The sequence below is a fragment of the Microbacterium sulfonylureivorans genome (genome assembly GCF_003999995.1).
Taxonomy (GTDB): Bacteria; Actinomycetota; Actinomycetes; order Actinomycetales; family Microbacteriaceae; genus Microbacterium; species Microbacterium sulfonylureivorans.
The window spans coordinates 483946-507469 of record NZ_RJAD01000001.1 but is presented as its reverse complement, the minus strand read 5'-3'; the positions used below and the strand labels follow the sequence as shown (position 1 = coordinate 507469).

The following is a 23524-nucleotide window of genomic DNA, read 5'->3' as shown; positions in this document are numbered from 1 at the left end:
TACCACTAGACGGTAACACTAAGTACCAGTAGATAGCAACACCAAGTACCAGCTTCTTCCCGACCGGCGACGGATGCTCGGGCCGCAGCGGGGCGCTGGAACGGCGCCCCCCGCGCCTCATTGGGGCGGGACGGCGGGGGCGCGACCTGGGTCAGGCCAGCCGAGGTGTGCGCGGAGGCGGCGTCCGGCGAGTCCCGGTCGCCTCGAACGCCGCCGCGATCGACAGCAGCGCGGTGTCGGAGTACGCCCGGCCGGCGAAGGTGAGGCCGACGGGCATCCCGATGTCGTCCATCACGCCCATCGGCGCCGTGACCGACGGGATGCCGAGGTGCCGCATCGCGAGGTTGCCGTTGGCGATCCACACGCCGTTGCGCCAGCCGCGGTCGGCGGATGCCGGGTTCACGTCCATGTCGGCCGGGCCGACGTCCGCGACGGCGGGGAACGCGACGGCGTCGAGCCGCAGCGCATCCATCCAGTCCTCGAGGTCGACGCGGCGCGTGCGCTCGAGCCCCTCCACCCCGGCTGCGAGCTCCGGGATGTCGGTGAACGCGTCGACGGGGTGCTCGCGCACATGGTCGGGGTACTCGGCGATGTCGTCGTCGAACCCCGTGTAGCGGTCGGGCAGCGCGCCTTCCGGATGCGGGAAGATCGTCGAGCCGTCCACCGCCGTCAGGGTCGACAGCGCCGGGTCGCCGTTCGCCGCGAGGAAGTCGTCCCACGCCCACGCCGACAGGTCGACGATCTCGCGCCGGAGGTACGCGGGCGAGACGTACCCGCGCGTGGCGATGGTCGGCGCCCCCGGCCGGTCGCCCTCGTAGTTCGACACCGCGGGGAAGTCGACCTCGACCACGACGGCGCCGTGCGCCTCGAGGTCGCGGCGCGCGGCATCCCACAGCGCGATCACCGATCCGCGGGTCTCGATGCGCCTGCCCGTCGGGCCGCCGATGCCGGGGGAGTCCGCGGTGCCGGCCTCGGGATCGGCGTTGATGTACATGCGGGGGATGCCGATGCGGAGGCCGTCGAGCACGCCGTCGGGCGCCTCGGCGGCCTCACGTCCGATCGACCGGTACGACGCGGGCCGCACCGCCGACGCGGCGGGAAGCGGGACCCACGGCTGCGCCCGCCAGAAGTCGCCGCGGGTGTCCGGGTCGTCGGCGACGACGACGTCGAGCACCTCGAGGAGGTCCGCCATCGTGCGTGTGTGCGGCACGACGACGTCCATCGTCGGGACGAGCGGCCAATTGCCCCGTACCGAGATCACGCCGCGCGAGGGCGTGTACGCGCACAGGGCGTTGTTCGACGCCGGCCCGCGGCCGCTCGACCAGGTCTCCTCGCCGAGCCCGAACGCGGCGAAGCTCGCTGCCGTCGCGGTGCCCGACCCGTTCGAGGAGCCCGAGGCGAACGGCGCGGTCAGGAACGCGGGATTGTAGGGGCTCTCGGCGCGGCCGTAGAGTCCGCGCTGCATGCCGCCGTTGGCCATCGGCGGCATGTTCGTGAGACCGAGGCAGATCGCGCCGCCGTCGCGCAGTCGCTCGATCGTGAAGGCGTCGCGCTGCGCGACGAGACCGGCGAACGCGGGGCTGCCGGCGGCGGCGGTCAGCCCGCGCACGAGGTAGCTGTCCTTCGCCGTATAAGGGATGCCGTCGAGCGGGCCGAGCGGGCGGCCGGTGGCGCGACGGGCATCGGATGCCTCGGCCTCCGCGAGCGCGTCGGGATTGGCCACCACGACGGCGTTGAGCGCGGTCTCCGTCGCCGGGCCGTCGTACGCCTCGATCCGGGCCAGGTAGGCACGGACGAGCTCGACGCTCGTCGCCTCGCCGCTCTCGAGTGCGTCGCGCAGCGCGGCGATGCCGGCCTCCACGACGTCGATCATCGCGCCGGCGCCTCGATCCGCGGCTGCTGCTGCGTGATGCAGTGGATGCCGCCGCCCCGCGCGAACATCGGCCGCGCGTCGACGCTCACGACCGTGCGCCCCGGGTACGCCTCCGACAGGATGGCGCGGGCCGCGGCATCCGCCTCGTCCTCGCCGAAGCCGCACGCGATGACGCCGCCGTTGACGACGAGGTGGTTGATGTAGCTCCAGTCGACGAAGCCCTCGTGATCGCGGAGGGTCGCCGGCGCGGGGACGTCGATGATCTCCCACGCCCGCCCCGCGGCGTCGGTCTCGGACTCGAACAGCGCGCGCAGCTCGCGGCTCACGGCGTGGTCGGGGTGGGCCTCGTCGGTCTGATCGTGCAGCAGCACGCGCCCCGGCGACGGGATGGTCGCCACGATGTCGACGTGCCCGTTCGTGCCGAAGTCGTCGTAGTCGCGGGTCAGGCCGCGCGGCAGCCAGATCGCCCTGGTCGTGCCGATCGTGCGGGCGAGCTCCGCCTCGACGCGCGCGCGGTCGGCGTAGGGGTTGCGGCGCGGATCGAGCTGCACGGTCTCGGTGAGGAGGACCGTCCCCTCACCGTCGACATGGATGCCGCCGCCCTCGTTGACGAGCACCGAGCTGACGAGCTCGGACCCGACGAGGCCGCTCACGAATCGTCCGATCTCGGCGGAGAGGCCCCACTCGGCCCATTCGGGCGCACCCCACCCGTTGAAGATCCAGTCGACGGCGCCCAGCACGCCGGGTCGTTCATCGTCGACGACGAACGTGGGTCCGAAGTCGCGCATCCAGAACTCGTCGAGCGGCGCTTCGACGATCTCGACACCCGACGACAGCATGCGGCGGGCGCGGGCGATCTCGGTCGGATCGACCACCATCGTCACCGGCTCGAACTCGGCGATCGCGTGCGCTGTGGCCGCCCAGGCGGCGTAGCACTCCTCCTGCTCGGCCAGCGTCTCACCGAGGGTCTGGCCGGGGCGGGGGAACGCCATCCAGGTGCGCTCGTGGGGCGCTGTCTCCGAGGGCATCCGCCAGGCCATGTGCCGTCCTCTCGATCGGTCGGGATCATCATCGATCCGGGATCACGGTACCCGTTTGTCACACCTCGCGCCCGGGCGGTGTCTCCATGTCGAAGGAAACCGACCCTTGGAGGAAGACATGACCGCCACCGCCCGCATTCCCGCCATCGAGGTGACCGGCCCGATCGGCTCGATCATGAAGGTCGCCGCCCGCAGGATGCTCGGCAAGGTGCCCGACTCGCTGGGGGTGCTCTGGCACTACCCGGCCGTGTTCACGGACATGATGGGGTTCAACCGCAAGGCCGAGAAGTGGGATCGGCTCGACGAGAACCTGTCGATCCTCGCCCGAATGGCCTCCGCAGCCGCGATCGGCTGCAACGCGTGCCTCGACATCAACTACTTCATGGCTCACCGCCAGGGACTCGACGAGGTGAAGGTGCGCGAGGTGCCGCGCTGGCGGGAGTCGACGATCTACACGACGCTCGAGCGCGCCGTCATGGCGTATGCCCATGCGATGAGCCAGACCCCGGTGGCCGTCACCGACGAGCTGTCGGCCGAGCTGCTGGACGCGCTCGGACCCGCGGCGCTGATCGAGCTCACCGCACGCGTCGGCCTGATGAACCTCGCCGCGCGCACGAACATCGCGCTCGGCATCCACTCGGAGGAGTACGCGGCGGCGTGCGGGCTCCCCGCCCTCGCGACGTCCACCGCCGCCCTAGGCTCGGTCGCATGAGCAGCCCGATCGGCGCCGGCGAGGACGATCCGTTCGTCGTGCACCGCAGTCTGCTCTTCACGGTCGCGTACGAGATGCTCGGCTCGGCCGCCGACGCGGAGGACGTGCTCCAGGAGTCGTGGCTCCGCTGGGCGGGTGCCGATCGCGACGCCGTGCGCGATCCGCGCGCGTATCTCGTGCGCATCGTCACGCGTCAGTCGCTCAACCAGCTGCGCACGGTGTCGCGCCGTCGCGAGGACTACGTGGGGGAGTGGCTTCCCGAGCCGCTGCTGACCACGCCGGATGTCGCGGACGACATCGAGCTCGCCGAGAGCGTCTCGATCGCGATGCTCACCGTGCTCGAGACCCTCGCGCCGACCGAGCGCGCGGTGTTCGTGCTCCGCGAGGTGTTCGACGTGCCCTACGAGGAGATCGCCGAGGCCGTCGACAAGTCGCCGTCGGCCGTCCGTCAGATCGCCCATCGGGCCCGAGACCACGTCGCCGCCCGGCGGCCGCGCGTGCGCGTCGAGCGTTCGGAGCATGAAGAGGTCGTCGAGCGCCTCATCGCGGCGCTGGGCTCCGGCGACGTGCAGGGGCTCATGGACGTGCTCGCCCCCGACGTCGTGTCGGTCGCCGACGGCGGCGGCCGCGTGCGCGGCGCGGCGCGGCGCCCGGTCATCGGGGCAGAGCGGCTGGCCCGGTACCTCGTCGCCGGCATGCAGCGGTTCGGGGTGCAGGCCGCGTTCTCGCCGATGGCGATCAACGGCGGGCCGGGACTGCGTGTCGAGGTCGACGGCGTCCTGTCCGGAGCGGTCAGCCTGACCATCGAGGACGGCGTCATCACGCACATCTACTCGATCGCCAACCCCGACAAGCTCGCTCGGCTCGACGCCGAGATGGCGCTCACCCGGTGATGAGCTCCGCTCGGAGCGAACTACGGTGGGATGCCTGACCCCATCGCACTCGCACCAGGAGGCGTCGCATGACCCAGGTTCTCGTCATCGTGGACATCCAGCGGGACTACTTCCCCGGCGGCGCGCACCCGCTCGTCGGTCCGGATGCCGCAGCCGACACGGCGTCGACCCTGCTCGACCGCTGGCGCCGTGCCGGTCTGCCGGTGGTCCATGTTCAGCACGAGAGTCGGGAGGAGGGCGCAGGCATGCTCGTGCCCGGCACCCCCGGCGGAGAGATCGACCCGCGCGTGGCGCCCTCCGCGGGCGAACCGGTCGTGCGCAAGACGCATCCCAACTCGTTCCTCGAGACGACGCTGAAGGAGCGGCTCGACGAGGCGGAGGCATCCGCTCTCGTCGTCATCGGGATGATGAGCAGCATGTGCGTCGACGCGACGGTGCGGGCCGCGTCGGATCTCGGCTACCGGGTCACCGTGGCCGCGGATGCCTGCGCCGCGCCCGACCTCGAGCACGGCGGCGTCCGGGTGGGCGGCGCCGAAGTGCACGCCGCGTTCATGGCGGCGCTCGCCTCCGCGTACGCCCGCGTGGTCCCCGCCGCGTCTCTGCCGAATTGATCCGCGGCGTCGCGCGCGGGCATCTCGGCGCGGGCGTTGGCGGGCAGGGGCGATCCGGTCCACGATGGGAGGACTTCCACCCAGAGAGCCGGTCGATGCCCACTGCCCCCGCCCGCCGCGTGCTTCCCGGCGTGACCCGCCGCTCCCTCGGCCGCGAACTGCTCGCCGGCGTGACGCTCATCGCGATCGCGGTGGCAGCGCCGCCGGATGCCGCAGCCGCCGCACTGGACGCCTCATCGATGTTCAGCCGTGTGAGAGGACCCGTCGACGAGCGACTGAGACACCTCGGCACCCTCGACGACCAGCCGGTGTTCGAGACGAACCGCGCCGCGCTCGCGGCGCTGGCACCCACCGCACAGAACGAGGCGAGCACATGACCGGGACCATCGGCGAGATCCTTCCCCTGGCGCTCGGCGTCTCGATCAGCCCGGTGCCCGTCATCGCCGCGATCCTCATGCTGCTCTCGCCCAGGGCGCGCGTGACCGGCGTCGGGTTCCTCCTCGGCTGGATCGCGGGCATCGTCGTCGCCGTCACGGTGTTCACACTGCTCGCCTCGCTGATCCCGAGCGCCGCACCCGATGCCTCGAAGCCGATCCAGGGAGCGATCCAGCTGCTCCTGGGTGCGCTGCTCCTCGTCCTGGCGCTGCGCAACTGGCGATCGCGCCCGAAGGCCGGCGAGGAGCCTCCGCTGCCGAAATGGATGCAGGCGATCGACAGGATCACGTTCCCCGCTGCGCTCGGCCTCGGCCTCCTCCTGTCGGCCGTCAACCCGAAGAACCTCATGCTCGGCGCGGCAGCGGGTGTCGACATCGGATCGGCCGGGCTCGGCGTCGGCGAGACGGTGCTCGTGATCGCCGTGTTCACGCTGATCGCGGCATCCACCGTCGCGATCCCGGTGATCGGCTATCTCATCGCCGCCGACCGCATGCGCGGTCCGCTCGGCGCGCTCCACGTCTGGCTGGCGCGCGAGAACGCGGTCATCATGGCGGTGCTGCTGCTCGTCATCGGCGCGGTGCTGATCGGCAAGGGCATCGCGAGCTTCTAGTCGCGCCGCGCGTCAAGCCCCTTACCGCAGCGGGGGGCGTTCCGTAGCGTCTCGACCGACGAACCGTCGGAAGGAGACGCACATGCACGACCCGATGACCGATCCCCGAGACAAGCATCCCGAGGGCGGCTTCCCCGGCCAGGGGCAGGAGCAGCCCGGGCTGACGGAGAAGACCCGGCCGGTGCCCGACCACGGCGAGGAGTCGTACGCAGGCGCGGATCGGCTCGCCGGTCGACGGGCGCTGATCACCGGCGGCGACTCGGGCATCGGCCGTGCCGTTGCGATCGCGTTCGCTCGGGAGGGTGCCGACGTCGCGTTCGCCCACATGCCCGAAGAGCAGGACGACGCCGACGCCACCATCGCGCTGATCGAGGATGCCGGTCGCGCCGCCCTCGCCTTCGCCGGCGACATCCGCGACGAGGAGTTCGCGACGAGAATCGTCGACGACACCGTCGACGTGCTCGGGGGCATCGACGTCCTCGTCCTCAACGCGGCGTATCAGAAGGACCGCGAGGGGCTCGCGTCGCTCGAGACCGCGGAGCTCGACCGCGTCTTCAAGACGAACCTGTATGGACTGCTCTTCACGGCGCGCCGCGCGGTGCCCGAACTCGCCCCGGGGAGCTCGATCATCGTGACGTCCTCGATCCAGGCGTTCCATCCGTCGCCGGGCCTGATCGACTACGCGATGACGAAGGCGGCGCAGGTCGCGTTCGTGAAGGCACTCGCCGAGGAGCTCGGGCCGAAGGGCATCCGCGTGAATGCCGTGGCTCCGGGTCCGATCTGGACCCCGCTCATCCCTGCGACGGGATGGGATGCCGAGCGCCTCGCCACCTTCGGCACCGACACGCCGCTCGGCCGGCCGGGACAGCCCGCCGAGCTGGCCGGCGCCTACGTCTATCTCGCCTCCGAGGCTTCGTCGTACGTCTCGGGCGCGGTGCTTCCGGTGACAGGGGGCAAGGGGCTCTGATGCCGCACACTGCGGGTGGTCGGCGGGCGCGACCGCGGGTGCGCCGTGGCCCGTGTGCGCTCGCGCTCGCAGGGGTGGCCGTCCTCGTGCTCGTCGGCTGCGGCGTGCAGATCCCGGCCGACCCGGGCGGGACCCTGGATCGGATCACGGGCGGGGTACTGCGGGTCGGCGCGTCGCCGAGCGGGGAGCTGGTGGCCACCGACGACGCCATCGTCACCGGGCCGCTCGCCGACCTGATCGAAGGCTTCGCGGAGAAGCGCGACGCGAGCGTCGTCTGGACGGTCGACAGCGAGGAGGACCTGGTGCAGGATCTGGAGGACGGCCGCCTGGATCTCGCGATCGGCGGGATGACGGCATCCACTCCCTGGGCCAGCCGGGTGTCCGTCACGCGCGGGTATCCGGGCGTCGACGGTTCCGGCGGCGCCGACGTCGCGGTGCTGCTGCCGCTCGGCGAGAACGCGCTGCAGGCGGCGCTGGAGGTCTACCTCGACGCGGAGGTCGCCCCGTGAAGACCATGGGGCGCACCGACCTGCCGGCAGAGCAGCGGGACGCTCTGCGCAAGGCGGTGCGGTGGGAGTGGTTCACGATCGGCTACACGATCGTCACGATCGCCCTGATCGCGATGGTCGTCAGCGGCTCGCAGGCGATGAAGACCGCCTGGATCGAGGACATGCTCTCGCTGGTGCCGCAGATCTCGTTCCTCATCGCCCTGCTGCTGATCCGGCATCCGCCCACCAAGGGATTCCCGTACGGACTGCACCGCGCGATGGGCGTCGGCCATCTCGTCGCGGGAGTCGCGCTGCTCGTCATCGGCGGGAACCTCGCCGTCGAGGCGATCCTCGGCCTCGCGCGGGCCGAGCATCCGGCCATCGGCACCGTGCAGATCTTCGGCTACACGATCTGGATGGGATGGATCATGGTCGCAGTCATGGCGCTCGTCACCATCGGCCCGCTGGTGTACGGCCCCGCCAAGGCCAAGCTCGCGCCTGTGCTCCACAACAAGGTGCTCTACGCCGACGCCGACATGGCGAAGGCGGACTGGACGACGACGGTGGCCTCGATCGTCGGGGTCCTCGGGATCGGCGTCGGCTGGTGGTGGCTCGACGGAGCGGCGGCGCTCTTCATCTCCCTGGGCATCATGTGGGACGGCTACCGCAACTCGCGGTCCGCCGTGCTCGACCTCATCGACCAGCGCGCCCGCAGCCACGACGACAAGCAGATCCACCCGCTCGCAGCCGAGGTCGTGGAGGCGCTCGACCGTCAGCCCTGGGTGCGTGCCTCGGCGATCCGCATGCGCGACATGGGGCAGGTCTTCCATGTCGAGGCGTTCGTCGTCCCGCGCGGGCGGCGCGCGTCGGTGGCTCAGCTCGAAGCCGCCCGGCAGGCGATCAGCGAGATGGACTGGAAGATGCAGGACATCGTGATCGTGCCGGTCGCGGAACTGCCCGGAGAGGCCGAGCGAACGTCGCGCCCGCGCCGCGATTGATCAGGCGGGTGCGGAGGGCACCCTGCCAGCCATGCTCCTGCACGCAGAGCGGGTGCGGGACCCGGCGCGCGAGTCGGCGCCCCGGCAGCATCGCCGCCGCAGCGGAGCGCTCCTCAGGAGGAGACGAGCGTGGTGAGGGTCTCGGGGGAGAGGGCGTACTCGATCGCGAGCATGCTCGCGCCGAGTACGGCGGCGTTGTGCGCCGTCGCCGACTGCACGATCGAGAGGTGCTCGGTGGCCAGCGGGATGGAGCGCGTGTAGACGACCTCGCGGACGCCCGCGATCAGGTGCTCGCCGACGCGTGCCATCGACCCGCCGATCGCGATGACCGAGGGGTTCACAAGACTCACACAGGTGGTGAGCACCTCGCCGATGTCGCGTCCGGCCTGCCGCACGGCCTGGATCGCGTCGATGTTCCCGCGCTTGACCAAGTCGACGACGTCGTTGCCGTTCTCGGCGGCGACCCCTTGGGCTCGCAGGGCGCGCGCGATCGCGGGGCCGGAGGCGAGGGCTTCGAGGCAGCCCTGATTGCCGCAGTGGCAGGGAACCCCGGCGCCGCGTGCGACGCGCACGTGGCCGATGTCGCCGGCGATGCCCTGGGCGCCTCGCTGCAGGGTGCCGCTGGAGATGACGCCGGCGCCGATGCCCGTGGCCACTTTGACGAACATGAGATGCTCGACGCCGGGGTACGCGATGGCCCGCTCGCCGAGCGCCATGATGTTCACGTCGTTGTCGACGAGGACGGGGACATCGAGGTGCTGCTGCACCCAGCCGGGAACGTCGAAGCGGTCCCAGCCCGGCATGATGGGCGGGTTCACGGGCTGTCCGGTGGAGTGCTCGACCGGGCCGGGGATACCCATCCCGATGGCGGCGACGTCATCGGTCGAGCGGCCGATGCGCTCGAGCAGAGCCACCGCGTTGTCGACCAGCCACGTGAGCACGGGCACCGGCCCCAACGTGACGTCCAGCGGCTCGCTGTGGTCGGCGATGATGCTGCCGGCCAGGTCGGTCACTGCGAGCGTGGCGTGCGAGGCGCCGATGTCGGCGGCCAGCACGAGGCGTGCACGGGGGTTCAGGGCGAACTGCGAGGGTGGGCGCCCGCCCGTCGACACCGTCTCGGCGATCGGCGTGATGAGGCCCAACCGCATGAGCTCGTCGACGCGCGCCGCGATGGTCGATCGCGCGAGCCCGGTCGACTTCGCCAGTTCGGCGCGGGTGCGGGGCACGCCATCGCGCAGAAGCTGGAAGAGCTGACTGACTCCGGACACGTTGGGTGTCGGTTCCATGCTCATTTTCGCCACATTCCAGTTTATCGGCAGTCGTGAGAGCGCCGAAGTCCGATGACTTCCGACGGGATGCCGCGGCCCGGCGCGGTGAGAACGTTCATTAGTCCGGGCGCCGGGCGGCGACATCCGATCAGGTCGCTCGTCCGGTGGGCTTCGCGAACCGCTGCTGCAGCAGCACGGCGACGACGATGATGATGCCCTTCACGACGGCCTGCACCGACGAGTTGAGGTTGTTCTGAACGAAGACGTTGCTGAGCGTCGCGAAGATCAGAACGCCGAACACGGTGCCGGTGATCGTGCCGCGGCCGCCGATGAGGAGCGTGCCGCCGACGACGACGGAGGCGATCGCGTCCAGTTCGAGGAGCGTGCCGTGCGTCGAGGTGCCGGCGGTGGTGCGTGCGAGGTACATGACGGCCGCGATGCCGGCGCACAGGCCGGAGATCGCGTACAGCCACATGGTGTGGCGCTTGACGTTGATGCCGGCGAGGCGGGCGGCCTCGCGGTTGCCGCCGATGGCGACGGTGCGGCGGCCGAAGGTGGTGCGGTTGAGGATGACCCACCCGAGCACCGCGACGATGGCGAAGATCCAGATGAGGATGTCGACCCCGATGATGTCGAGGTTCATGAACTCGATGAAGTCGCGGTTGCCGACCTGAAGGGTGCGTCGCTCGGCGATGATCTCGGCGAGTCCTCGTGCCCCGACCAGCATCGCGAGGGTGGCCATGAACGCGACGACTTTGCCGTACGCGATGACGATGCCGTTGATGAGGCCTGCGGCGAAGCCGACGAGCAGCGCGAACACGACCATGACGATCCAGTGCATCTGGTCGGCGAGGTCCTGCACGGCTGCGATCGTCGCGACGACGGAGGCGAGGCCGATCACGGAGCCCACCGACAGGTCGATGCCGCCGGAGATGATCACGAGCGTCATTCCGATGCTGACGACGCCGATGATGGACGCCTGACGCAGGATCGTGAGGATGTTGCTGACGCTCGTGAAGGTGTCCGGCGCGGTGACGGCGCCGACGATCACGAGCACCAGCAGCGCGGCGACGAGGCCGAGGTTGCGGCCGACCGACCCGGACATGAACCGCTGGAATCCGGACTTCTGCTTGTCGCCGTCGGGTGAGCCTGCGGGCGGCGGTGCCTCGCTGGCGGTGGGGACCCCTGCGGTCCCGGTGGTCTGCTCGCTCACGCGGCGGTTCCTTTCATGACGAGATCGAGCACACCGTGCTCGTCGATCTGGGAGGCGGGAAGGGTCTTGAGGACGCGGCCGTCCGCGACGACGAGCACGGTGTCGGCGAGGCCGAGCACTTCCTCGATCTCGCTCGAGACCACGACGACGGCATTGCCAGCGGCGGCCAGGCGCCGGATAAGCGCATAGATCTCGGCGCGGGCGCCGACATCGACGCCGCGGGTGGGCTCGTCAAGAAGGAGCACACGCGTGCCGTGCACGAGCCAGCGCGCGAGCAGGATCTTCTGCTGGTTGCCGCCGGAGAGGGTCATGGCCGGGCGGTCGGGATCTGCGGGACGAAGCTCGAGGGCGTCGATCTGCTCACGGGTCACCTTGCGCTCGGTGCGCTCATCGAGGAAGCCGGCCTTGGCGAACCGCGACATCGACGACAGGGTGACGTTGACGAAGATCGGCTCGTCGAGCACGAGCCCCTGGCTCTTGCGCTCCTCGGGAGAGAGTCCCACCCCCGAGGCGACGGCGTGCACGACCGAGCCGCGGCGCAGGCGCTTGCCGGCCACCTTGACGCTCCCGGCAGTGGATCGGCGCGCGCCGTACACCGTCTCGAGGATCTCGGAGCGGCCCGACCCGACGAGGCCGGCGAGGCCGACGACTTCGCCGGCCCGCACGGAGAAGGACACGCCCTCGAACACGCCGGAGAGGCCGAGGCCCTCCACCTCGAGGACGGTGGGCGCGTCAGCGGGCACGGGCACGGCGGGCGGGAACACGTTGGCGACCTCGCGACCCGTCATCAGGCGGATGAGCTCCGGCGTCGGCGTATCGGCCACGGGAAGCCCGACAGCGGTGGTGCGGCCGTCCTTGAGCACGGTGATCCGATCGCCGATCTGGCGGATCTCCTCGAGGCGATGCGTGATGTAGACCACGGCGATTCCCTGGGCCGTCAGCTCTTTCACGACGTGGAAGAGGTTCTTGACCTCCTCGGTGTCGAGGACGGCGGACGGTTCGTCCATGATGATCAGCTTGATGTCGTGCGAGAGCGCCCTGGCCATGCTGACGATCTGCTTGTTCGCCGCCGACAGTGAGCCGACCTCCGCGTGCGGCGAGAGGCGCGGATGCCCGAGTCGTCGCAGCAGCTCGCGGGTCTGCTTCGCCGCCTCCGATCGCCGGGTGAAGCCGCCGCGCGCCAGCTCGTGGCCGAGGAAGATGTTCTCCGCGATGGTGAGGCCGTCGACGACGTCGAGTTCCTGGTACATCGTGGCGATGCCGAGTTCGATCGCGGCTTCGGGGGTGGGGACGTCGACCGTCTCACCGAGCCAGGAGATCTCGCCCTCGTCGGGGCGATGCACACCGGCGAGCGTCTTGATGAGCGTCGACTTGCCGGCACCGTTCTGGCCGAGGACGCAGTGGACTTCGCCCGGAAGGACCTCGAGGTCGACCCCGCGGAGGGCGCGGACTCCGGAGAAGGACTTCGTCACGCCCTTGACGGAAAGTAATGCCGATTGATGGTCAACTTTGATCACCCGGTGAACATAACACGTCTTAGGCATGCGCGACGAGAACAATTTCACCTACGTGTGTTTCGGCGGCTGCGCGCATTCACGCCCCACATGCCGGAACTTCTGCAGGTCAGAGTCGATTCATCGACTTCTGACGAGTGGAAAACAAAAGATGCCAAAGCGAGGCGCACTTCTGCTACGGTGAACTTCGTCAGCGTGGACTCCTCGAGTGCGGGCAGCTCCCCCTCAGAACCACGCTGGTCCTAGCTGCATCACATTCAAGGAGGAAACACATGCGCTCACACCTGAAGGCGCGCACGCGACTCGTGCTCACCGGCACCGCCGTCGTCGCAGCCATCGGTCTTCTCGCAGGCTGCACCGGGGGCGGGGCCGACGAGGACACCGTCGTCGACCAGGGCACCACGACCGAGGAGAACGCGGAGTCGGGCGACACCGTCGTCATCGGCTTCTCGGGACCCGCGGCCGACCACGGCTGGCTCGGCGCCATCAACTCGGGCGCGCAGGCCGCCGCCGACAGCTTCGACGATGTCGAGCTGCGCGTGGCCGAGGGCACCAATGACCCGATCGCTCAGATCGCGGCGGTGGAGACGTTCGTCAACGACGGTGTCGACGCCATCGTGCTGCTGCCGACCGACGGCGCGGCGCTCACCGAGGCCGCGATCGCGGCGATGGAGGCCGGCATCCCGGTCATCAACGTCGACCGCGAGTTCTCGAGCCCGTTCGCCGCGCGAAGCACCATCCTCGGCGACAACTACGGCATGGGCGTCAGCGCAGGCACGTACATCTGCGAGCAGCTCGGTGGCGAGGGCTTCGTCGCCGAGATCGCGGGAATCGACTCCCTGCCGCTGACCCAGGACCGCTCGGCGGGCTTCGCTGATGCGCTCGAGGACTGCGGTCTGCAGGTCGACGCCCGCGTCGCGGCCGACTTCACCGTCGCCGGCGGAGAGGCAGCGGCATCCCAGCTGCTCGCGGCGAACCCGCAGATCGACGCCATCTGGAACCACGACGACGACCAGGGCATCGGCGTCCTCGCGGCGATCGACTCCGCGGGCCGTGACGAGTTCTTCATGATGGGCGGCGCCGGAAGCCGCTCCGCGATGGAGGCGATCCAGGCGGACGACACCGTGCTCAAGGCGACGGTCATCTACCCGTCGACCCAGGCCGCCGACGGCGTTGCGCTGGCCCGCCTCATCGCGCAGCAGAAGACGATGGGCGACCTGATCACGCCCAGCATCCCGAACCGGGTCGTGCTCGACGCCCCCGTCGTCACGAAGGACAACGTCGACCAGTTCATCGACCTCTCCTTCGAGTGAGTCAGACGACCGATCCGTGGGGCGCCCGCCGACAGGCGGGCGCCCCACGCCTCACCTCCCGAGAGAGGACACCGCGTTGACCGAGACGCTGAAAGTCGCCATGATCGGCCACGGCTTCATGGGCGCCGCACACTCGCAGGGCTGGCGTGTCGCCCCCCGCTTCTTCGATCTCCCGCTCGAGCCCGAGATGACCGTCGTCGTCGGGCGCAACGGGGCCGCGGTCGAGGCATCCGCTCGCAAGTGGGGCTGGGCCGAGACCGCGACGGACTGGCGGGAGGTCATCGCCCGCGACGACATCGACCTCGTCGACATCGTCACTCCGGGCAACACCCACGCGGAGATCGCGATCGCGGCGCTCGAAGCGGGAAAGCACGTCCTCTGCGAGAAGCCGCTGGCGAACACGGTCGCCGAGGCCGTCGAGATGGCCCGGGCTGCGACCGCCGCGGCCGACCGGGGCGTCCGCTCGATGGTGGGCTTCACGTACCGCCGCGTGCCGGCGACCACCTTCGCACGCGACCTCGTCGCCGCGGGGCGCATCGGCGAGATCCGCCAGGTGCGCGCCGAGTACCTGCAGGACTGGCTGATGGACCCGGAGGCGCCGCTGACCTGGCGTATGGACAAGAGCCTCGCCGGGTCCGGCGCGCTCGGCGACATCGGCGCCCACGCCGTCGACCTCACCGAGTACATCACCGGGCAGCGGGTCACGTCGGTGTCGGGGATCATCGAGACGATCGTCTCGGAGCGTCCTCTCCTCGGCGAAGGCGTCGGCCTGTCGGGCACGGCGTCATCCGAACGCGGTCCCGTGACGGTCGACGACATCGCGCTGTTCACCGGCCGGCTCGAGTCGGGTGCGCTCGCCTCGTTCGAGGCCACGCGCTTCCGCACAGGACGCAAGAACGCCCTGCGCATCGAGATCTCGGGTTCGAAGGGCGCGATCGCCTTCGACCTGGAGCGCCTCAACGAGCTCGAGTTCTACGACGCGACGCTGCCCGAGACCGGGCTCGGCTTCCAGCGCATCCTGGTCACCGAGCACGACCACCCCTACCTCGCCCCCTGGTGGCCGACCGGTCATATGCTCGGCTACGAGCATGGCTTCTCGCACCAGGTGTACGACTTCGTCACCGCGATCGGCGACGGAACGCAGCCGCGGCCGTCGTTCGACGACGGACTGCACGTCCAGCGCGTGCTCGACGCAGTCGAGCGCAGCTCGTCAGCAGGCAGCGCGTGGGTGCGCGCCGACGACTGAACCACGTCCATACGGAAACCGGAGGAACCGCAATGTCGCGACCGATCACTCTGTTCACGGGCCAGTGGGCCGATCTCCCCTTCGAGGAGGTGGCGCGCCTGGCGGGCGAGTGGGGCTACGACGGTCTCGAGATCGCCTGCTGGGGCGACCATCTGGACCCGTGGCGCTGGGATGACGAGGCGTATGTGCAGAGTCGCCTCGACATCCTGGAGCGCAACGGGCTGAAGGTGTGGGCGATCTCGAACCACCTCAAGGGCCAGGCCGTCTGCGACGATCCGATCGATCAGCGCCATCGCGACATCGTCTCGGATCGGGTGTGGGGCGACGGCGACCCCGAGGGCGTGCGGCAGCGCGCCGCCGAGGAGATGAAGAACACCGCCCGGCTCGCGGCGAAGCTCGGCGTGAAGACCGTGATCGGCTTCACGGGCTCGTCGATCTGGAAGTACGTCGCGATGTTCCCGCCGGTCTCGCAGGAGGCCGTCGACGCCGGCTATCAGGACTTCGCCGACCGATGGAATCCGATCCTCGACGTGTTCGACGAGGTCGGCGTCCGGTTCGCGCACGAGGTGCACCCTTCCGAGATCGCGTACGACTACTGGACGACGGTCCGCACGCTCGAGGCCATCGGCCACCGCGAGGCGTTCGGGCTGAACTGGGACCCGTCGCACTTCGTCTGGCAGCAGCTGAACCCGGTGGACTTCATCCTCGAGTTCGCCGACCGGATCTACCACATCGACTGCAAGGACGTGAAGCTCAACCTCGGCAACGGCCGCAACGGACGGCTCGGGTCGCACCTGGCGTGGGCCGACCTGCGTCGCGGGTGGGACTTCGTCTCGACCGGCCGCGGCGACGTGCCGTGGGAGGCGTCGTTCCGGGCGCTCAACCAGATCGGCTACACCGGTCCGATCTCGGTGGAGTGGGAGGACGCCGGCATGGACCGGCTCATCGGCGCGCCCGAGGCCCTGGAGTTCGTCAAGCGCAACCTGTTCGACGCGCCGGACGCCGCGTTCGACGCCGCCTTCAGCAGCCGCTGACACGGCATCGGTCGACGGGATGCCTCGTGCCGGGGCATCCCGTCGCTCGGCGCCGTCCGCAGCCGTCCCGGGGGTCGGGGGATAGGGTTTGACCATGGCGACGACACCCCCCGGCTGGTACGACGACGGACACGGCGGCCTGCGGTGGTGGGACGGCTCGCAGTGGACGGAGCACGTCGCGACCCCCGACGCCGAGACCGACGAGTCGGCACCCACCGAGGCCGACATCCTCGCCGCGTCGGACGCCGAGACCGCCCAGGTCGCCGCCGAGGTCGATGCGGCCACCGCTCTGGGGTTCGGCGTCCCGCCCGCGGCCGGCGCACCGGAGTACCCTGCGGCCGCCACCCACCTCGACCACCCGCAGGGTGCGTATCCGGGCGGCTACCCGGGGACGGATGCCCCGGCCGGCGCGTTCACCGCGGCCACCGAGCCGCGCACGTCGAACCTGTGGATCCTGTGGGTCGTGCTCGGCGTCGTGATGCTCGGCATCGTCATCGCCGCAGCCGTCGTGATCCCGCTGATCTTCCTCAGCCTGACCAGCGGATCGTCGCAGTCCGCGGTCGAGCCGTCCGGCGCCGACCAGGAGGCCGCCGTCGCCGCGGTCGAGCTCTACGACGACGCGTGGCAGGACGTGGACTGCGATGCGTACGTCGCCTCCACCACGGAGTCGTTCCGCGAGGTGTCCCAGCTCCCCGACTGCGAGGCGTTCACGTCGACCGCCTCCGAGTTCGCGGCGAGTGTCGAGGACTACGACGTGACCGTGACCGACATCGGCGTCGAAGGCGACTCCATCGTCGTCTCGACCGCGGAGACCTACGGCGCGCTCTTCGACGAAGACGGGAACCCGCTGGACCCGCCGCAGCCGGAGGAGCTCGAGTACACGTACGTCGTCGTTCCGCTCGACGGCGGCTGGGTGATCGACAGCATCGACGACATCACGAACTGACCTGTGCCCGGTTCCACCGCGCGCGAGAGGGATGCGCGCTTCGTCCTCACCTGCATCGGGATCGGTCTCGTCGCAGGACTGCTCTCGGGCCTCTTCGGAGTCGGCGGCGGGACCGTCATCGTCCCGCTTCTCGTGCTCGCACTCGGATTCGATCAGCGACTCGCCGCCGGCACGTCGCTGGCGGCGATCGTGCCGACCGCGACGGTGGGCGTCGTGTCGTACGCGCTCCACGGCTCTGTCGCGTGGATCCCGGCCCTCCTCCTCGCCGCGGGTGCGGTCGTCGGGGCGCAGATCGGCACCTGGCTGCTCCCGCGCCTGTCGCTCACGATCCTCCGGTGGGCGTTCGTCGGTTTCCTCGTGGTCGTGATCGTGAGCCTCTTCATCGTCGTTCCCTCGCGCGACGCCGTGCTCGAGCTGACGGTCGCGACCGGCGTGGGGCTGGTGGCCCTGGGGGTGGTGACGGGCATCGTCGCGGGCCTCATCGGCGTGGGCGGCGGCATCATCGTCGTGCCGTCGCTCATGGTGCTCTTCGGCACGAGCGACCTGATCGCGAAGGGCACGTCCCTCCTGATGATGATCCCCACCGCGGTCTCGGGCACGATCGGCAACGTCCGACGAGGCAACGTCGACCTCTTCGCCGCGGCGCTCGTCGGAGTGGCGGCGTGCACGACGACGGCGGCCGGTGCCTGGATCGCGACGGTCGTCGACCCGCAGGCCGGCAACATCCTGTTCGCGGCCTTCCTCGTCGTGATCGCCGTCCAGATGGCCGTCCGCGCGATCCGCGGCCGCAGCCGCCGACCCGACCCGCCGGGGCCTGCTCGGTAGGATGGCCTGGTGCCAGTGAACCCCGAGATCGTCGGCCGGGAATTTCCCCCGACGGCCCCCTACCTCGTCGGTCGCGAGAAGGTGCGCGAGTTCGCCCGCGCCGTGTTCGCCACCGACCCGCAGCACTCCGACCCCGCCGCCGCCCAGGCGCTCGGCTATGCCGACGTGGTGGCCCCGCCGACCTTCGCGATGGTCGTGCAGGACCTCACGCTGCAGCAGCTCCTGGCCGAGCCGGACTCGGGCATCGTTCTGCAGAACGTCCTGCACGCCGAGCAGCGGTTCCGCTACACCCGGCCGATCATCGCGGGCGACGAGCTGACCGCTCGCCTGTCCGTGACCGGCATCCGCACACTCGGAGGCAACGCGATGGTCACCAGCGATGCCGAGATCCGGGATGCCGAGGGCGGCCATGTCGTCACGGCGACGTCGGTCCTCCTCGTCGGGGAGGCAGGCGAATGAGCGCGCTCGACGCCCTGATCGTCGGCGACGTCGTCGCCGAGCGGTCGGTCCACCTCACCCGGGAGTCCCTCGTGCGGTATGCCGGGGCATCCGGTGACTTCAACCCCATCCACTACCGCGACGACGTCGCAGCCGCCGTCGGCCTGCCCGGTGTCCTCGCGCATGGGATGCTCACCATGGGCCTGGCCGTCGAGACGATCGTCCCCTGGCTCGGCGACGCGGGTCGCATCGTCGAGTACGGCGTCCGCTTCACGCGCCCGGTCGTGGTCGACCCCGAGGCCGGGGCCGTCGTGACGATCGTCGCGAAGGTCGGCGTGGTCGAAGACGGTGCGGCGCGCATCGACCTCACAGTGACCCACGCCGACACCACCGTCCTGGGCAAGGCGCAGGTGCGCGTCCGGACCGCATGACCGAAGTCACCCCCGTCCCGCTCGCACGGCTGACGACGCTGCGCACCGGCGGCGCGCCGACCCGCCTGCTCGAAGCGTCCACATCGGACGAGCTCGTCGCGGTGCTCCGAGGCGTCTGGGCCGACGACGAGCCGTGGCTCGTGCTCGGCGGCGGGTCGAATCTGTTCGTCGGAGACGAGCCGTTCGACGGCACGGTCGTCCGGATCCGCACGCAGGGGATCGAGCGGCTGCCGTCGCCGCGGCCGGGCTTCGCGCGCCTGCGCGTGCAGGCGGGCCACGACTGGGACGCCCTCGTCGGCCACGCCGTGTCGGAGGGGCTGGCCGGCATCGAGGCGATGTCGGGCATCCCGGGGACGGTCGGCGCGGCTCCCGTGCAGAACATCGGGGCGTACGGTCAGGAGATCGTCCAGACGCTCGTCGAGGTCGAGCTGATCGACGAGCGCACGGGAGAGGTCTCGACCGTTCCGGCGTCCGAGCTCGGCCTCGGCTTCCGCACGTCGGTGCTCAAGCACCACTACGGGTCCGCGCCCGCCCGCCGCGCGGTCATCCTGTCGGTCACCCTCGAGCTCGCCGAGGTCGGTCACGACGAGCGCCCGATCGCGGGCGACCAGCTGCGCACGGCGCTCGGTCTCGCTCCGGGCGAGGCGGTCTCGGTCGCGTGGGTGCGCGATCACGTGCTGAGCACGCGCGCCCGCAAGGGCATGGTCCTCGACGACGCCGACCCCGACACGTACAGCGCCGGATCGTTCTTCCAGAACGCGATCGTCTCGGCCTCGTTCGCGCGCACCCTCCCCGCCGAGTGCCCCCGATGGCCCGTCGCCCCCGACCTCGACCCGGTGCTCATCATCCCGCTGGCCGCCTTCGACGGCTACGTGCCGCCCGCTGCGGCGGTCGAGTCCGACGTGAAGGTGAGCGCCGCCTGGCTCATCGAGCACAGCGGTCTGAGGAAGGGCTTCAAGCTGCCCCGCTCCCGTGCGGCGCTGTCTTCGAAGCACGCGCTCGCGCTCACGAACCGCGGGTCGGCGACCGCCGCCGAGCTCGCCGAGCTCGCCCGGTACATCCAGGGTCGCGTGCAGGCCGAGTTCGGCCTGGTGCTGCAGCCCGAGCCCGTGCTCGTCAACGTCGAGCTTTAGCCCGCGGCGCCGTCCCGCGCTCCCGACTCGTCGTCGAGGTCGCGCTCCTGGTCGAGGAGCAGGTCGCGATGGTTCGGGCTCAGGTTGGCGAAGGCGGCGGCCACCTGGGCGGCCGTCGACAGGCTGGGACGCATGGGCGTCTCCTTCCGTTCGTCTCATCTCTGACGACGAACGGAAGCGGCACGGATCGACCTACCGGCGGACCCGACGTCCGAATCGGGGAGGTCACGGCTGACGCGAGGTGTGTCCGCGGTCGATCTCGCGCAGCCGTCGCTCGAGGTAGCGCCTCTCCGGTGCGGTCGGTGCGAGTGCGATGGCGGCGCGGTAGCGGTCGGCCGCGTCATCCGCTCGCCCCAGACGCCGGAGCAGATCGGCCTGCGCCGCCGGGAGCAGATGGTGGCCCGTGAGGGCTCCGTCCGCCTCGAGCTCGCCGAGGAGGGCGAGGCCCGCCTGGAGGGAGACGGCGAACCCCACGGCGATCGCGCGGTTGAGTGCGACGACGGGCGAGGCCGAGAACTCCTCGAGCTCGGAGTACAGGCGGGCGATGCGCGCCCAGTCCGTCGCATCCGGCGCCGGGGCGGTCGCGTGCGCCGAGGCGATCTCGGCCTGCACCCGGTAGGCGCCGCGCACCCGGTGGTCGGCGCCGAGCAGCATCACGGCCTCGGCGATCGCGGGACGGTCCCACCCGGTGCGATCCTGCGTCTCGAGCGTGGCCAGGCCGCCGTCCACGCCGATGCGGACGGTGCGGCGGGAGTGATGCAGCAGCATGAGGGCCAGGAGTGCGCGCCCTTCGTCCTGGACGGACGGGGGCACGAGCTCGAGTGTCAGGCGGGTCAGGCGGATCGCCTCGTCGCACAGGTCGACGCGAAGCAGCCCGTCGCCCGACGTGGCGGCATACCCCTCCGAGAAGACGAGGTAGAGCACGGCCAGAACCCCATCGAGCCGGTCGGGCAGCTCGTCGACGGAGGGCACCCGGAACGGGATGCCGGCTCCGCGGATGCGACGCTTCGCCCGGACCAGGCGCTGGGCCATGGTCGTCTCCGGCACGAGGAACGCCCGGGCGATCTCGGCCGTCGCGAGGCCCGCGACCGTGCGCAGGGTGAGCGCGACCCGCGAGTCCATCGGCAGCGCCGGGTGCGCGCATGTGAACAGCAGCCGCAGCCGGTCGTCGGACTGCTCGTCCCACGTTCGGGCGACGAGGTCGGCCACGTCGGACGCGAACGCGCCGCCGGTCAGCTCGTCCATCACCCCCACCTCCTGCAGCTTGCGGGTCTCGGTGGATGCCCGGCGGATGCGGTCGAGGGCCGCGTTGCGGGCGACGGTCGTGATCCACGCACCGGGCTTCGACGGGATGCCGTCGTGAGGCCAGGTCCGTGCGGCCTTCTCGAACGCGTCCTGGGCGGAGTCCTCGGCGAGGCTCCAGTCGCCGGTGAGGCGGATGAGGGTCGAGACGATGCGCGTCCACTCCTCGCGGTGGACGCGCACCAGCGCCTCGTCGACGGTCAGACCGCCTCCTCCTCCGCGCGCAGCGGCCAGAACGGACGCAGCTCGACCAGTCCGAATCGGGCCATCGGATGCTTCGACGCGATCTCGATCGCCTCGTCGAGGTCGCGGCAGTCGAGGATGTCGAAGCCGCCGACCCACTCCTTCGCCTCGAGGTACGGGCCGTCGCTGACGACGACGGCGCCGCCGCGCACCCGCACGGTGGTCGCGTCTTCCGGAGGCCTGAGCCGATCGCCCTCGGGACCGACCACGCCGCGGGCGCCCATCTCGGCCTCCCACTCGTCGAGGTTGTCGCCGTCGGGATCGTAGGGCTCGCCGGCCGGATCGTGCACCACGAACATCAGGTACTTCACGACGACACCGCCGCGGCGATGATGCGGTCTTCGCCCGGCACGCCGAGGTGGCCGATGGGGCGCAGCTCGATCGATCCGAGTCCGACCATCGGATGCCGCCGCGCCGCGCGCAGCGCGTCGTCGACGGTGTCGCACTCGAGGACGTCGAACCCGCCGATCCACTCGCGGGCCTCCGCGAGCGGCCCGTCGGTGACCAGCACCTCGCCCCCGCGCTCGCGAACCACGGTGGAGGCTGCGGTCGGCGCGAGCGGACCGCCGACGAGTCGGATGCCCCGCCCCTGTACGTCGTCGATCCAGGCGCCGATCGCACCCTGAGGGAGCTCTGCGGCCTCGGCCGCGGCATCCACCCACACCAGAAGCAGAAATCTCATCGCGCGTTCCCTTCTCGTTGTCACGCTATGTGAGGACGACGAACGGGGGAACCCGTTTTCGACACCGCCGGACAGGCGGCGCCGGATGCCTAGGCGAAGAGCCGCTGCAGGCGCTGCACGCCCTCGAGCAGGGCGTCGTCGCCGAGCGCATACGACAGGCGGAGGTAGCCGCTCGGGCCGAACGCCTCGCCGGGCACCACGGCGACCTCGGCCTCTTCGAGGATGAGGTCGGCGAGTTCGAGCGAGGTGGCCGGGGTCTTGCCGCGCCACTCGCGTCCGAGCAGACCCCGCACGTCGGGGTAGACGTAGAAGGCTCCGAGCGGGTTCGGCACCGTCACGCCGCCGATCTTCGACAGCTCCGACACGATGAGCTTCCGGCGACGGTCGAATGCCAGCCGGAACTGCTCGGCCTCGTGCTGCGACCCCGACAGCGCCGCGAGGGCCGCGCGCTGGGCGATGTTGTTGACGTTGCTCGACAGGTGCGACTGGAGGTTCGCGGCGATCTTGATCGCGTCCTTCGGGCCGACCATCCACCCGAGGCGCCAGCCGGTCATCGCGTAGGTCTTGGCGACGCCGTTGACGAGGATCGTCTGGGCTGCGGCATCCGGAACCGCCTCGACGATCGAGACGGCGCGGACGCCTTCGTAGACGAGGTTCTGGTAGATCTCGTCCGAGATGATCCAGATGCCGTGCTCGACGGCCCACTCGCCGATCGCGCGGGTCTCTTCGGGCGTGTAGACGGCGCCCGTCGGGTTCGAAGGCGACACGAAGACGAGCGCGGTCGTCCTGTCGGTGCGGGCGGCCTCGAGCTGGTCGACGGTCACCTTGTAGTCCTGGTCGGCACCCGCGAACACCTCGACGGGAACGCCGTCGGCGAGCGCGATGGCCTCGGGGTAGGTCGTCCAGTAGGGCGCGGGCAGCAGCACCTCGTCGCCGGGGTTCACGACCGCCTGGAAGGCCTGGTACACCGCCTGCTTCCCGCCGTTGGTGACGATGACCTGCGACGGGTCGACCTCGAGGCCGGAGTCCCGGAGGGTCTTGGCCGCGATCGCCTCGCGCAGCACAGGGAGCCCGGCGGCGGGCGTGTAGCGGAAGTTGGCCGGGTCCTTCAGGGCCTCGGCGGCGGCATCCACGATGAACTGCGGCGTCGCGAAGTCGGGCTCGCCCGCCGCGTACGAGATCACGGGGCGGCCGGCGGCCTGCAGCGCCTTCGCCTTGGCATCGACCTTGAGGGTCGCGGACTCGGCGATGGCGGAGAGCTTGCGGGAGAGCGGGGCGCGTTCTGTCACGTCTTCGAGCGTAGTCCGCG

The 23524-nt window shown here is 70.7% G+C and carries 26 protein-coding genes; 16 read left to right on the top strand and 10 right to left on the bottom strand.

From position 1 onward, the window contains the following. Positions 1-151 precede the first annotated feature (151 nt). The gene (locus EER34_RS02340; protein ID WP_127472965.1) at positions 152-1873 is read right to left on the bottom strand and encodes an amidase; all 1722 of its coding nucleotides are present in this window, start codon (positions 1871-1873) and stop codon (positions 152-154) included. Beyond that, positions 1870-2913: an agmatine deiminase family protein gene (locus EER34_RS02335; RefSeq protein WP_127472964.1), complete on the bottom strand. Its 1044-nt coding sequence runs from the start codon at positions 2911-2913 to the stop codon at positions 1870-1872. The genes EER34_RS02340 and EER34_RS02335 overlap by 4 nt, the downstream gene beginning before the upstream one ends. 118 nt (positions 2914-3031) lie before the next feature. On the opposite strand from EER34_RS02335, the gene EER34_RS02330 reads away from it, so the two are divergent. The 8 genes from EER34_RS02330 to EER34_RS02295 all read left to right on the top strand — a co-directional run bounded on the left by EER34_RS02330 (position 3032) and on the right by EER34_RS02295 (position 8627). Continuing rightward, on the top strand, positions 3032-3625 hold the full coding sequence (locus tag EER34_RS02330; RefSeq protein ID WP_127472963.1) for a carboxymuconolactone decarboxylase family protein: 594 nt from the start codon (positions 3032-3034) through the stop codon (positions 3623-3625). Beyond that, positions 3622-4518, top strand: a complete 897-nt coding sequence (locus tag EER34_RS02325) for an RNA polymerase sigma-70 factor (RefSeq protein WP_127472962.1) — start codon at positions 3622-3624, stop codon at positions 4516-4518. Before EER34_RS02330 ends, EER34_RS02325 begins: the two co-directional genes overlap by 4 nt. Positions 4519-4586: 68 nt before the next feature. After that, a complete protein-coding gene (locus EER34_RS02320) occupies positions 4587-5129 on the top strand; it encodes a cysteine hydrolase family protein (RefSeq protein WP_127472961.1) in 543 nt (180 codons plus the stop codon). Between the two features lie 95 nt (positions 5130-5224). Continuing rightward, positions 5225-5506 carry a hypothetical protein gene (locus EER34_RS02315; protein WP_127472960.1) on the top strand — a complete coding sequence of 94 codons (282 nt, stop codon included), beginning with the start codon at positions 5225-5227 and terminating at the stop codon, positions 5504-5506. After that, positions 5503-6174, top strand: coding sequence for a GAP family protein (locus EER34_RS02310; protein WP_127472959.1), 672 nt, complete (start codon positions 5503-5505; stop codon positions 6172-6174). The genes EER34_RS02315 and EER34_RS02310 overlap by 4 nt, the downstream gene beginning before the upstream one ends. A gap of 82 nt (positions 6175-6256) precedes the next feature. Continuing rightward, on the top strand, positions 6257-7141 hold the full coding sequence (locus tag EER34_RS02305) for an SDR family oxidoreductase (RefSeq protein WP_127472958.1): 885 nt from the start codon (positions 6257-6259) through the stop codon (positions 7139-7141). Beyond that, complete coding sequence (locus EER34_RS02300) at positions 7141-7650, top strand: transglycosylase SLT domain-containing protein (protein WP_127472957.1); 510 nt, start codon at positions 7141-7143, stop codon at positions 7648-7650. Before EER34_RS02305 ends, EER34_RS02300 begins: the two co-directional genes overlap by 1 nt. Positions 7651-7655: 5 nt before the next feature. Continuing rightward, complete coding sequence (locus EER34_RS02295) at positions 7656-8627, top strand: cation diffusion facilitator family transporter (RefSeq protein ID WP_127474245.1); 972 nt, start codon at positions 7656-7658, stop codon at positions 8625-8627. Between the two features lie 113 nt (positions 8628-8740). On the opposite strand, the gene EER34_RS02290 is transcribed toward EER34_RS02295, so the two are convergent. The 3 genes from EER34_RS02290 to EER34_RS02280 all read right to left on the bottom strand — a co-directional run bounded on the left by EER34_RS02290 (position 8741) and on the right by EER34_RS02280 (position 12580). After that, positions 8741-9919, bottom strand: a complete 1179-nt coding sequence (locus tag EER34_RS02290; RefSeq protein ID WP_420845957.1) for an ROK family transcriptional regulator — start codon at positions 9917-9919, stop codon at positions 8741-8743. Positions 9920-10043: 124 nt separating this feature from the next. Next, on the bottom strand, positions 10044-11108 hold the full coding sequence (locus EER34_RS02285) for an ABC transporter permease (protein ID WP_127472955.1): 1065 nt from the start codon (positions 11106-11108) through the stop codon (positions 10044-10046). After that, positions 11105-12580 (bottom strand): sugar ABC transporter ATP-binding protein, encoded by a 1476-nt coding sequence (locus tag EER34_RS02280; RefSeq protein WP_127472954.1) that lies wholly within the window; start codon positions 12578-12580, stop codon positions 11105-11107. The genes EER34_RS02285 and EER34_RS02280 overlap by 4 nt, the downstream gene beginning before the upstream one ends. Before the next feature lie 314 nt (positions 12581-12894). Here EER34_RS02280 and EER34_RS02275 point away from each other — a divergent pair, with 314 nt between their 5' ends. The 8 genes from EER34_RS02275 (at position 12895) to EER34_RS02240 (ending at position 19988) form a co-directional block, all read left to right on the top strand. Beyond that, complete coding sequence (locus EER34_RS02275) at positions 12895-13935, top strand: substrate-binding domain-containing protein (RefSeq protein ID WP_127472953.1); 1041 nt, start codon at positions 12895-12897, stop codon at positions 13933-13935. Between the two features lie 100 nt (positions 13936-14035). Then, on the top strand, positions 14036-15181 hold the full coding sequence (locus EER34_RS02270) for a Gfo/Idh/MocA family protein (RefSeq protein WP_127474244.1): 1146 nt from the start codon (positions 14036-14038) through the stop codon (positions 15179-15181). Between the two features lie 32 nt (positions 15182-15213). Beyond that, positions 15214-16215, top strand: coding sequence for a sugar phosphate isomerase/epimerase family protein (locus EER34_RS02265; RefSeq protein ID WP_127472952.1), 1002 nt, complete (start codon positions 15214-15216; stop codon positions 16213-16215). A 94-nt stretch (positions 16216-16309) separates the two neighbouring features. Beyond that, the gene (locus tag EER34_RS02260; RefSeq protein ID WP_127472951.1) at positions 16310-17161 is read left to right on the top strand and encodes a DUF2510 domain-containing protein; all 852 of its coding nucleotides are present in this window, start codon (positions 16310-16312) and stop codon (positions 17159-17161) included. Between the two features lie 3 nt (positions 17162-17164). Continuing rightward, positions 17165-17986 carry a sulfite exporter TauE/SafE family protein gene (locus EER34_RS02255; protein ID WP_127472950.1) on the top strand — a complete coding sequence of 274 codons (822 nt, stop codon included), beginning with the start codon at positions 17165-17167 and terminating at the stop codon, positions 17984-17986. A gap of 9 nt (positions 17987-17995) precedes the next feature. After that, positions 17996-18445 carry an FAS1-like dehydratase domain-containing protein gene (locus EER34_RS02250; RefSeq protein ID WP_127472949.1) on the top strand — a complete coding sequence of 150 codons (450 nt, stop codon included), beginning with the start codon at positions 17996-17998 and terminating at the stop codon, positions 18443-18445. Then, on the top strand, positions 18442-18855 hold the full coding sequence (locus EER34_RS02245; RefSeq protein ID WP_127472948.1) for a MaoC/PaaZ C-terminal domain-containing protein: 414 nt from the start codon (positions 18442-18444) through the stop codon (positions 18853-18855). The genes EER34_RS02250 and EER34_RS02245 overlap by 4 nt, the downstream gene beginning before the upstream one ends. Next, positions 18852-19988: a UDP-N-acetylmuramate dehydrogenase gene (locus EER34_RS02240; RefSeq protein ID WP_127472947.1), complete on the top strand. Its 1137-nt coding sequence runs from the start codon at positions 18852-18854 to the stop codon at positions 19986-19988. Before EER34_RS02245 ends, EER34_RS02240 begins: the two co-directional genes overlap by 4 nt. Here EER34_RS02240 and EER34_RS17375 read toward each other — a convergent pair. From EER34_RS17375 to EER34_RS02220, 5 genes are all read right to left on the bottom strand, one after another. Then, entirely contained in the window at positions 19985-20122 is a 138-nt protein-coding gene (locus EER34_RS17375) for a hypothetical protein (RefSeq protein ID WP_164743419.1), read from the bottom strand. The genes EER34_RS02240 and EER34_RS17375 overlap by 4 nt on opposite strands. 91 nt (positions 20123-20213) lie before the next feature. Beyond that, positions 20214-21473: an RNA polymerase sigma factor gene (locus EER34_RS02235; protein ID WP_240642075.1), complete on the bottom strand. Its 1260-nt coding sequence runs from the start codon at positions 21471-21473 to the stop codon at positions 20214-20216. A gap of 17 nt (positions 21474-21490) precedes the next feature. Next, positions 21491-21844, bottom strand: a complete 354-nt coding sequence (locus EER34_RS02230) for a YciI family protein (protein ID WP_127472946.1) — start codon at positions 21842-21844, stop codon at positions 21491-21493. Next, positions 21841-22215: a YciI family protein gene (locus EER34_RS02225; RefSeq protein WP_127472945.1), complete on the bottom strand. Its 375-nt coding sequence runs from the start codon at positions 22213-22215 to the stop codon at positions 21841-21843. Before EER34_RS02225 ends, EER34_RS02230 begins: the two co-directional genes overlap by 4 nt. 89 nt (positions 22216-22304) lie before the next feature. Beyond that, positions 22305-23504 (bottom strand): pyridoxal phosphate-dependent aminotransferase, encoded by a 1200-nt coding sequence (locus EER34_RS02220; RefSeq protein WP_127472944.1) that lies wholly within the window; start codon positions 23502-23504, stop codon positions 22305-22307. Positions 23505-23524: the final 20 nt, after the last annotated feature.

Coding starts and splice junctions, on each gene's coding strand:
- EER34_RS02340 (WP_127472965.1), bottom strand. CDS start 1,873: ATGATCGACGTCGTGGAGGCCGGCATCGCCGCGCTGCGCGACGCACTC.
- EER34_RS02335 (WP_127472964.1), bottom strand. CDS start 2,913: ATGGCCTGGCGGATGCCCTCGGAGACAGCGCCCCACGAGCGCACCTGG.
- EER34_RS02330 (WP_127472963.1), top strand. CDS start 3,032: ATGACCGCCACCGCCCGCATTCCCGCCATCGAGGTGACCGGCCCGATC.
- EER34_RS02325 (WP_127472962.1), top strand. CDS start 3,622: ATGAGCAGCCCGATCGGCGCCGGCGAGGACGATCCGTTCGTCGTGCAC.
- EER34_RS02320 (WP_127472961.1), top strand. CDS start 4,587: ATGACCCAGGTTCTCGTCATCGTGGACATCCAGCGGGACTACTTCCCC.
- EER34_RS02315 (WP_127472960.1), top strand. CDS start 5,225: ATGCCCACTGCCCCCGCCCGCCGCGTGCTTCCCGGCGTGACCCGCCGC.
- EER34_RS02310 (WP_127472959.1), top strand. CDS start 5,503: ATGACCGGGACCATCGGCGAGATCCTTCCCCTGGCGCTCGGCGTCTCG.
- EER34_RS02305 (WP_127472958.1), top strand. CDS start 6,257: ATGCACGACCCGATGACCGATCCCCGAGACAAGCATCCCGAGGGCGGC.
- EER34_RS02300 (WP_127472957.1), top strand. CDS start 7,141: ATGCCGCACACTGCGGGTGGTCGGCGGGCGCGACCGCGGGTGCGCCGT.
- EER34_RS02295 (WP_127474245.1), top strand. CDS start 7,656: ATGGGGCGCACCGACCTGCCGGCAGAGCAGCGGGACGCTCTGCGCAAG.
- EER34_RS02290 (WP_420845957.1), bottom strand. CDS start 9,919: ATGAGCATGGAACCGACACCCAACGTGTCCGGAGTCAGTCAGCTCTTC.
- EER34_RS02275 (WP_127472953.1), top strand. CDS start 12,895: ATGCGCTCACACCTGAAGGCGCGCACGCGACTCGTGCTCACCGGCACC.
- EER34_RS02270 (WP_127474244.1), top strand. CDS start 14,036: ATGATCGGCCACGGCTTCATGGGCGCCGCACACTCGCAGGGCTGGCGT.
- EER34_RS02265 (WP_127472952.1), top strand. CDS start 15,214: ATGTCGCGACCGATCACTCTGTTCACGGGCCAGTGGGCCGATCTCCCC.
- EER34_RS02260 (WP_127472951.1), top strand. CDS start 16,310: ATGGCGACGACACCCCCCGGCTGGTACGACGACGGACACGGCGGCCTG.
- EER34_RS02245 (WP_127472948.1), top strand. CDS start 18,442: ATGAGCGCGCTCGACGCCCTGATCGTCGGCGACGTCGTCGCCGAGCGG.
- EER34_RS02240 (WP_127472947.1), top strand. CDS start 18,852: ATGACCGAAGTCACCCCCGTCCCGCTCGCACGGCTGACGACGCTGCGC.
- EER34_RS17375 (WP_164743419.1), bottom strand. CDS start 20,122: ATGCGTCCCAGCCTGTCGACGGCCGCCCAGGTGGCCGCCGCCTTCGCC.
- EER34_RS02225 (WP_127472945.1), bottom strand. CDS start 22,215: ATGAGATTTCTGCTTCTGGTGTGGGTGGATGCCGCGGCCGAGGCCGCA.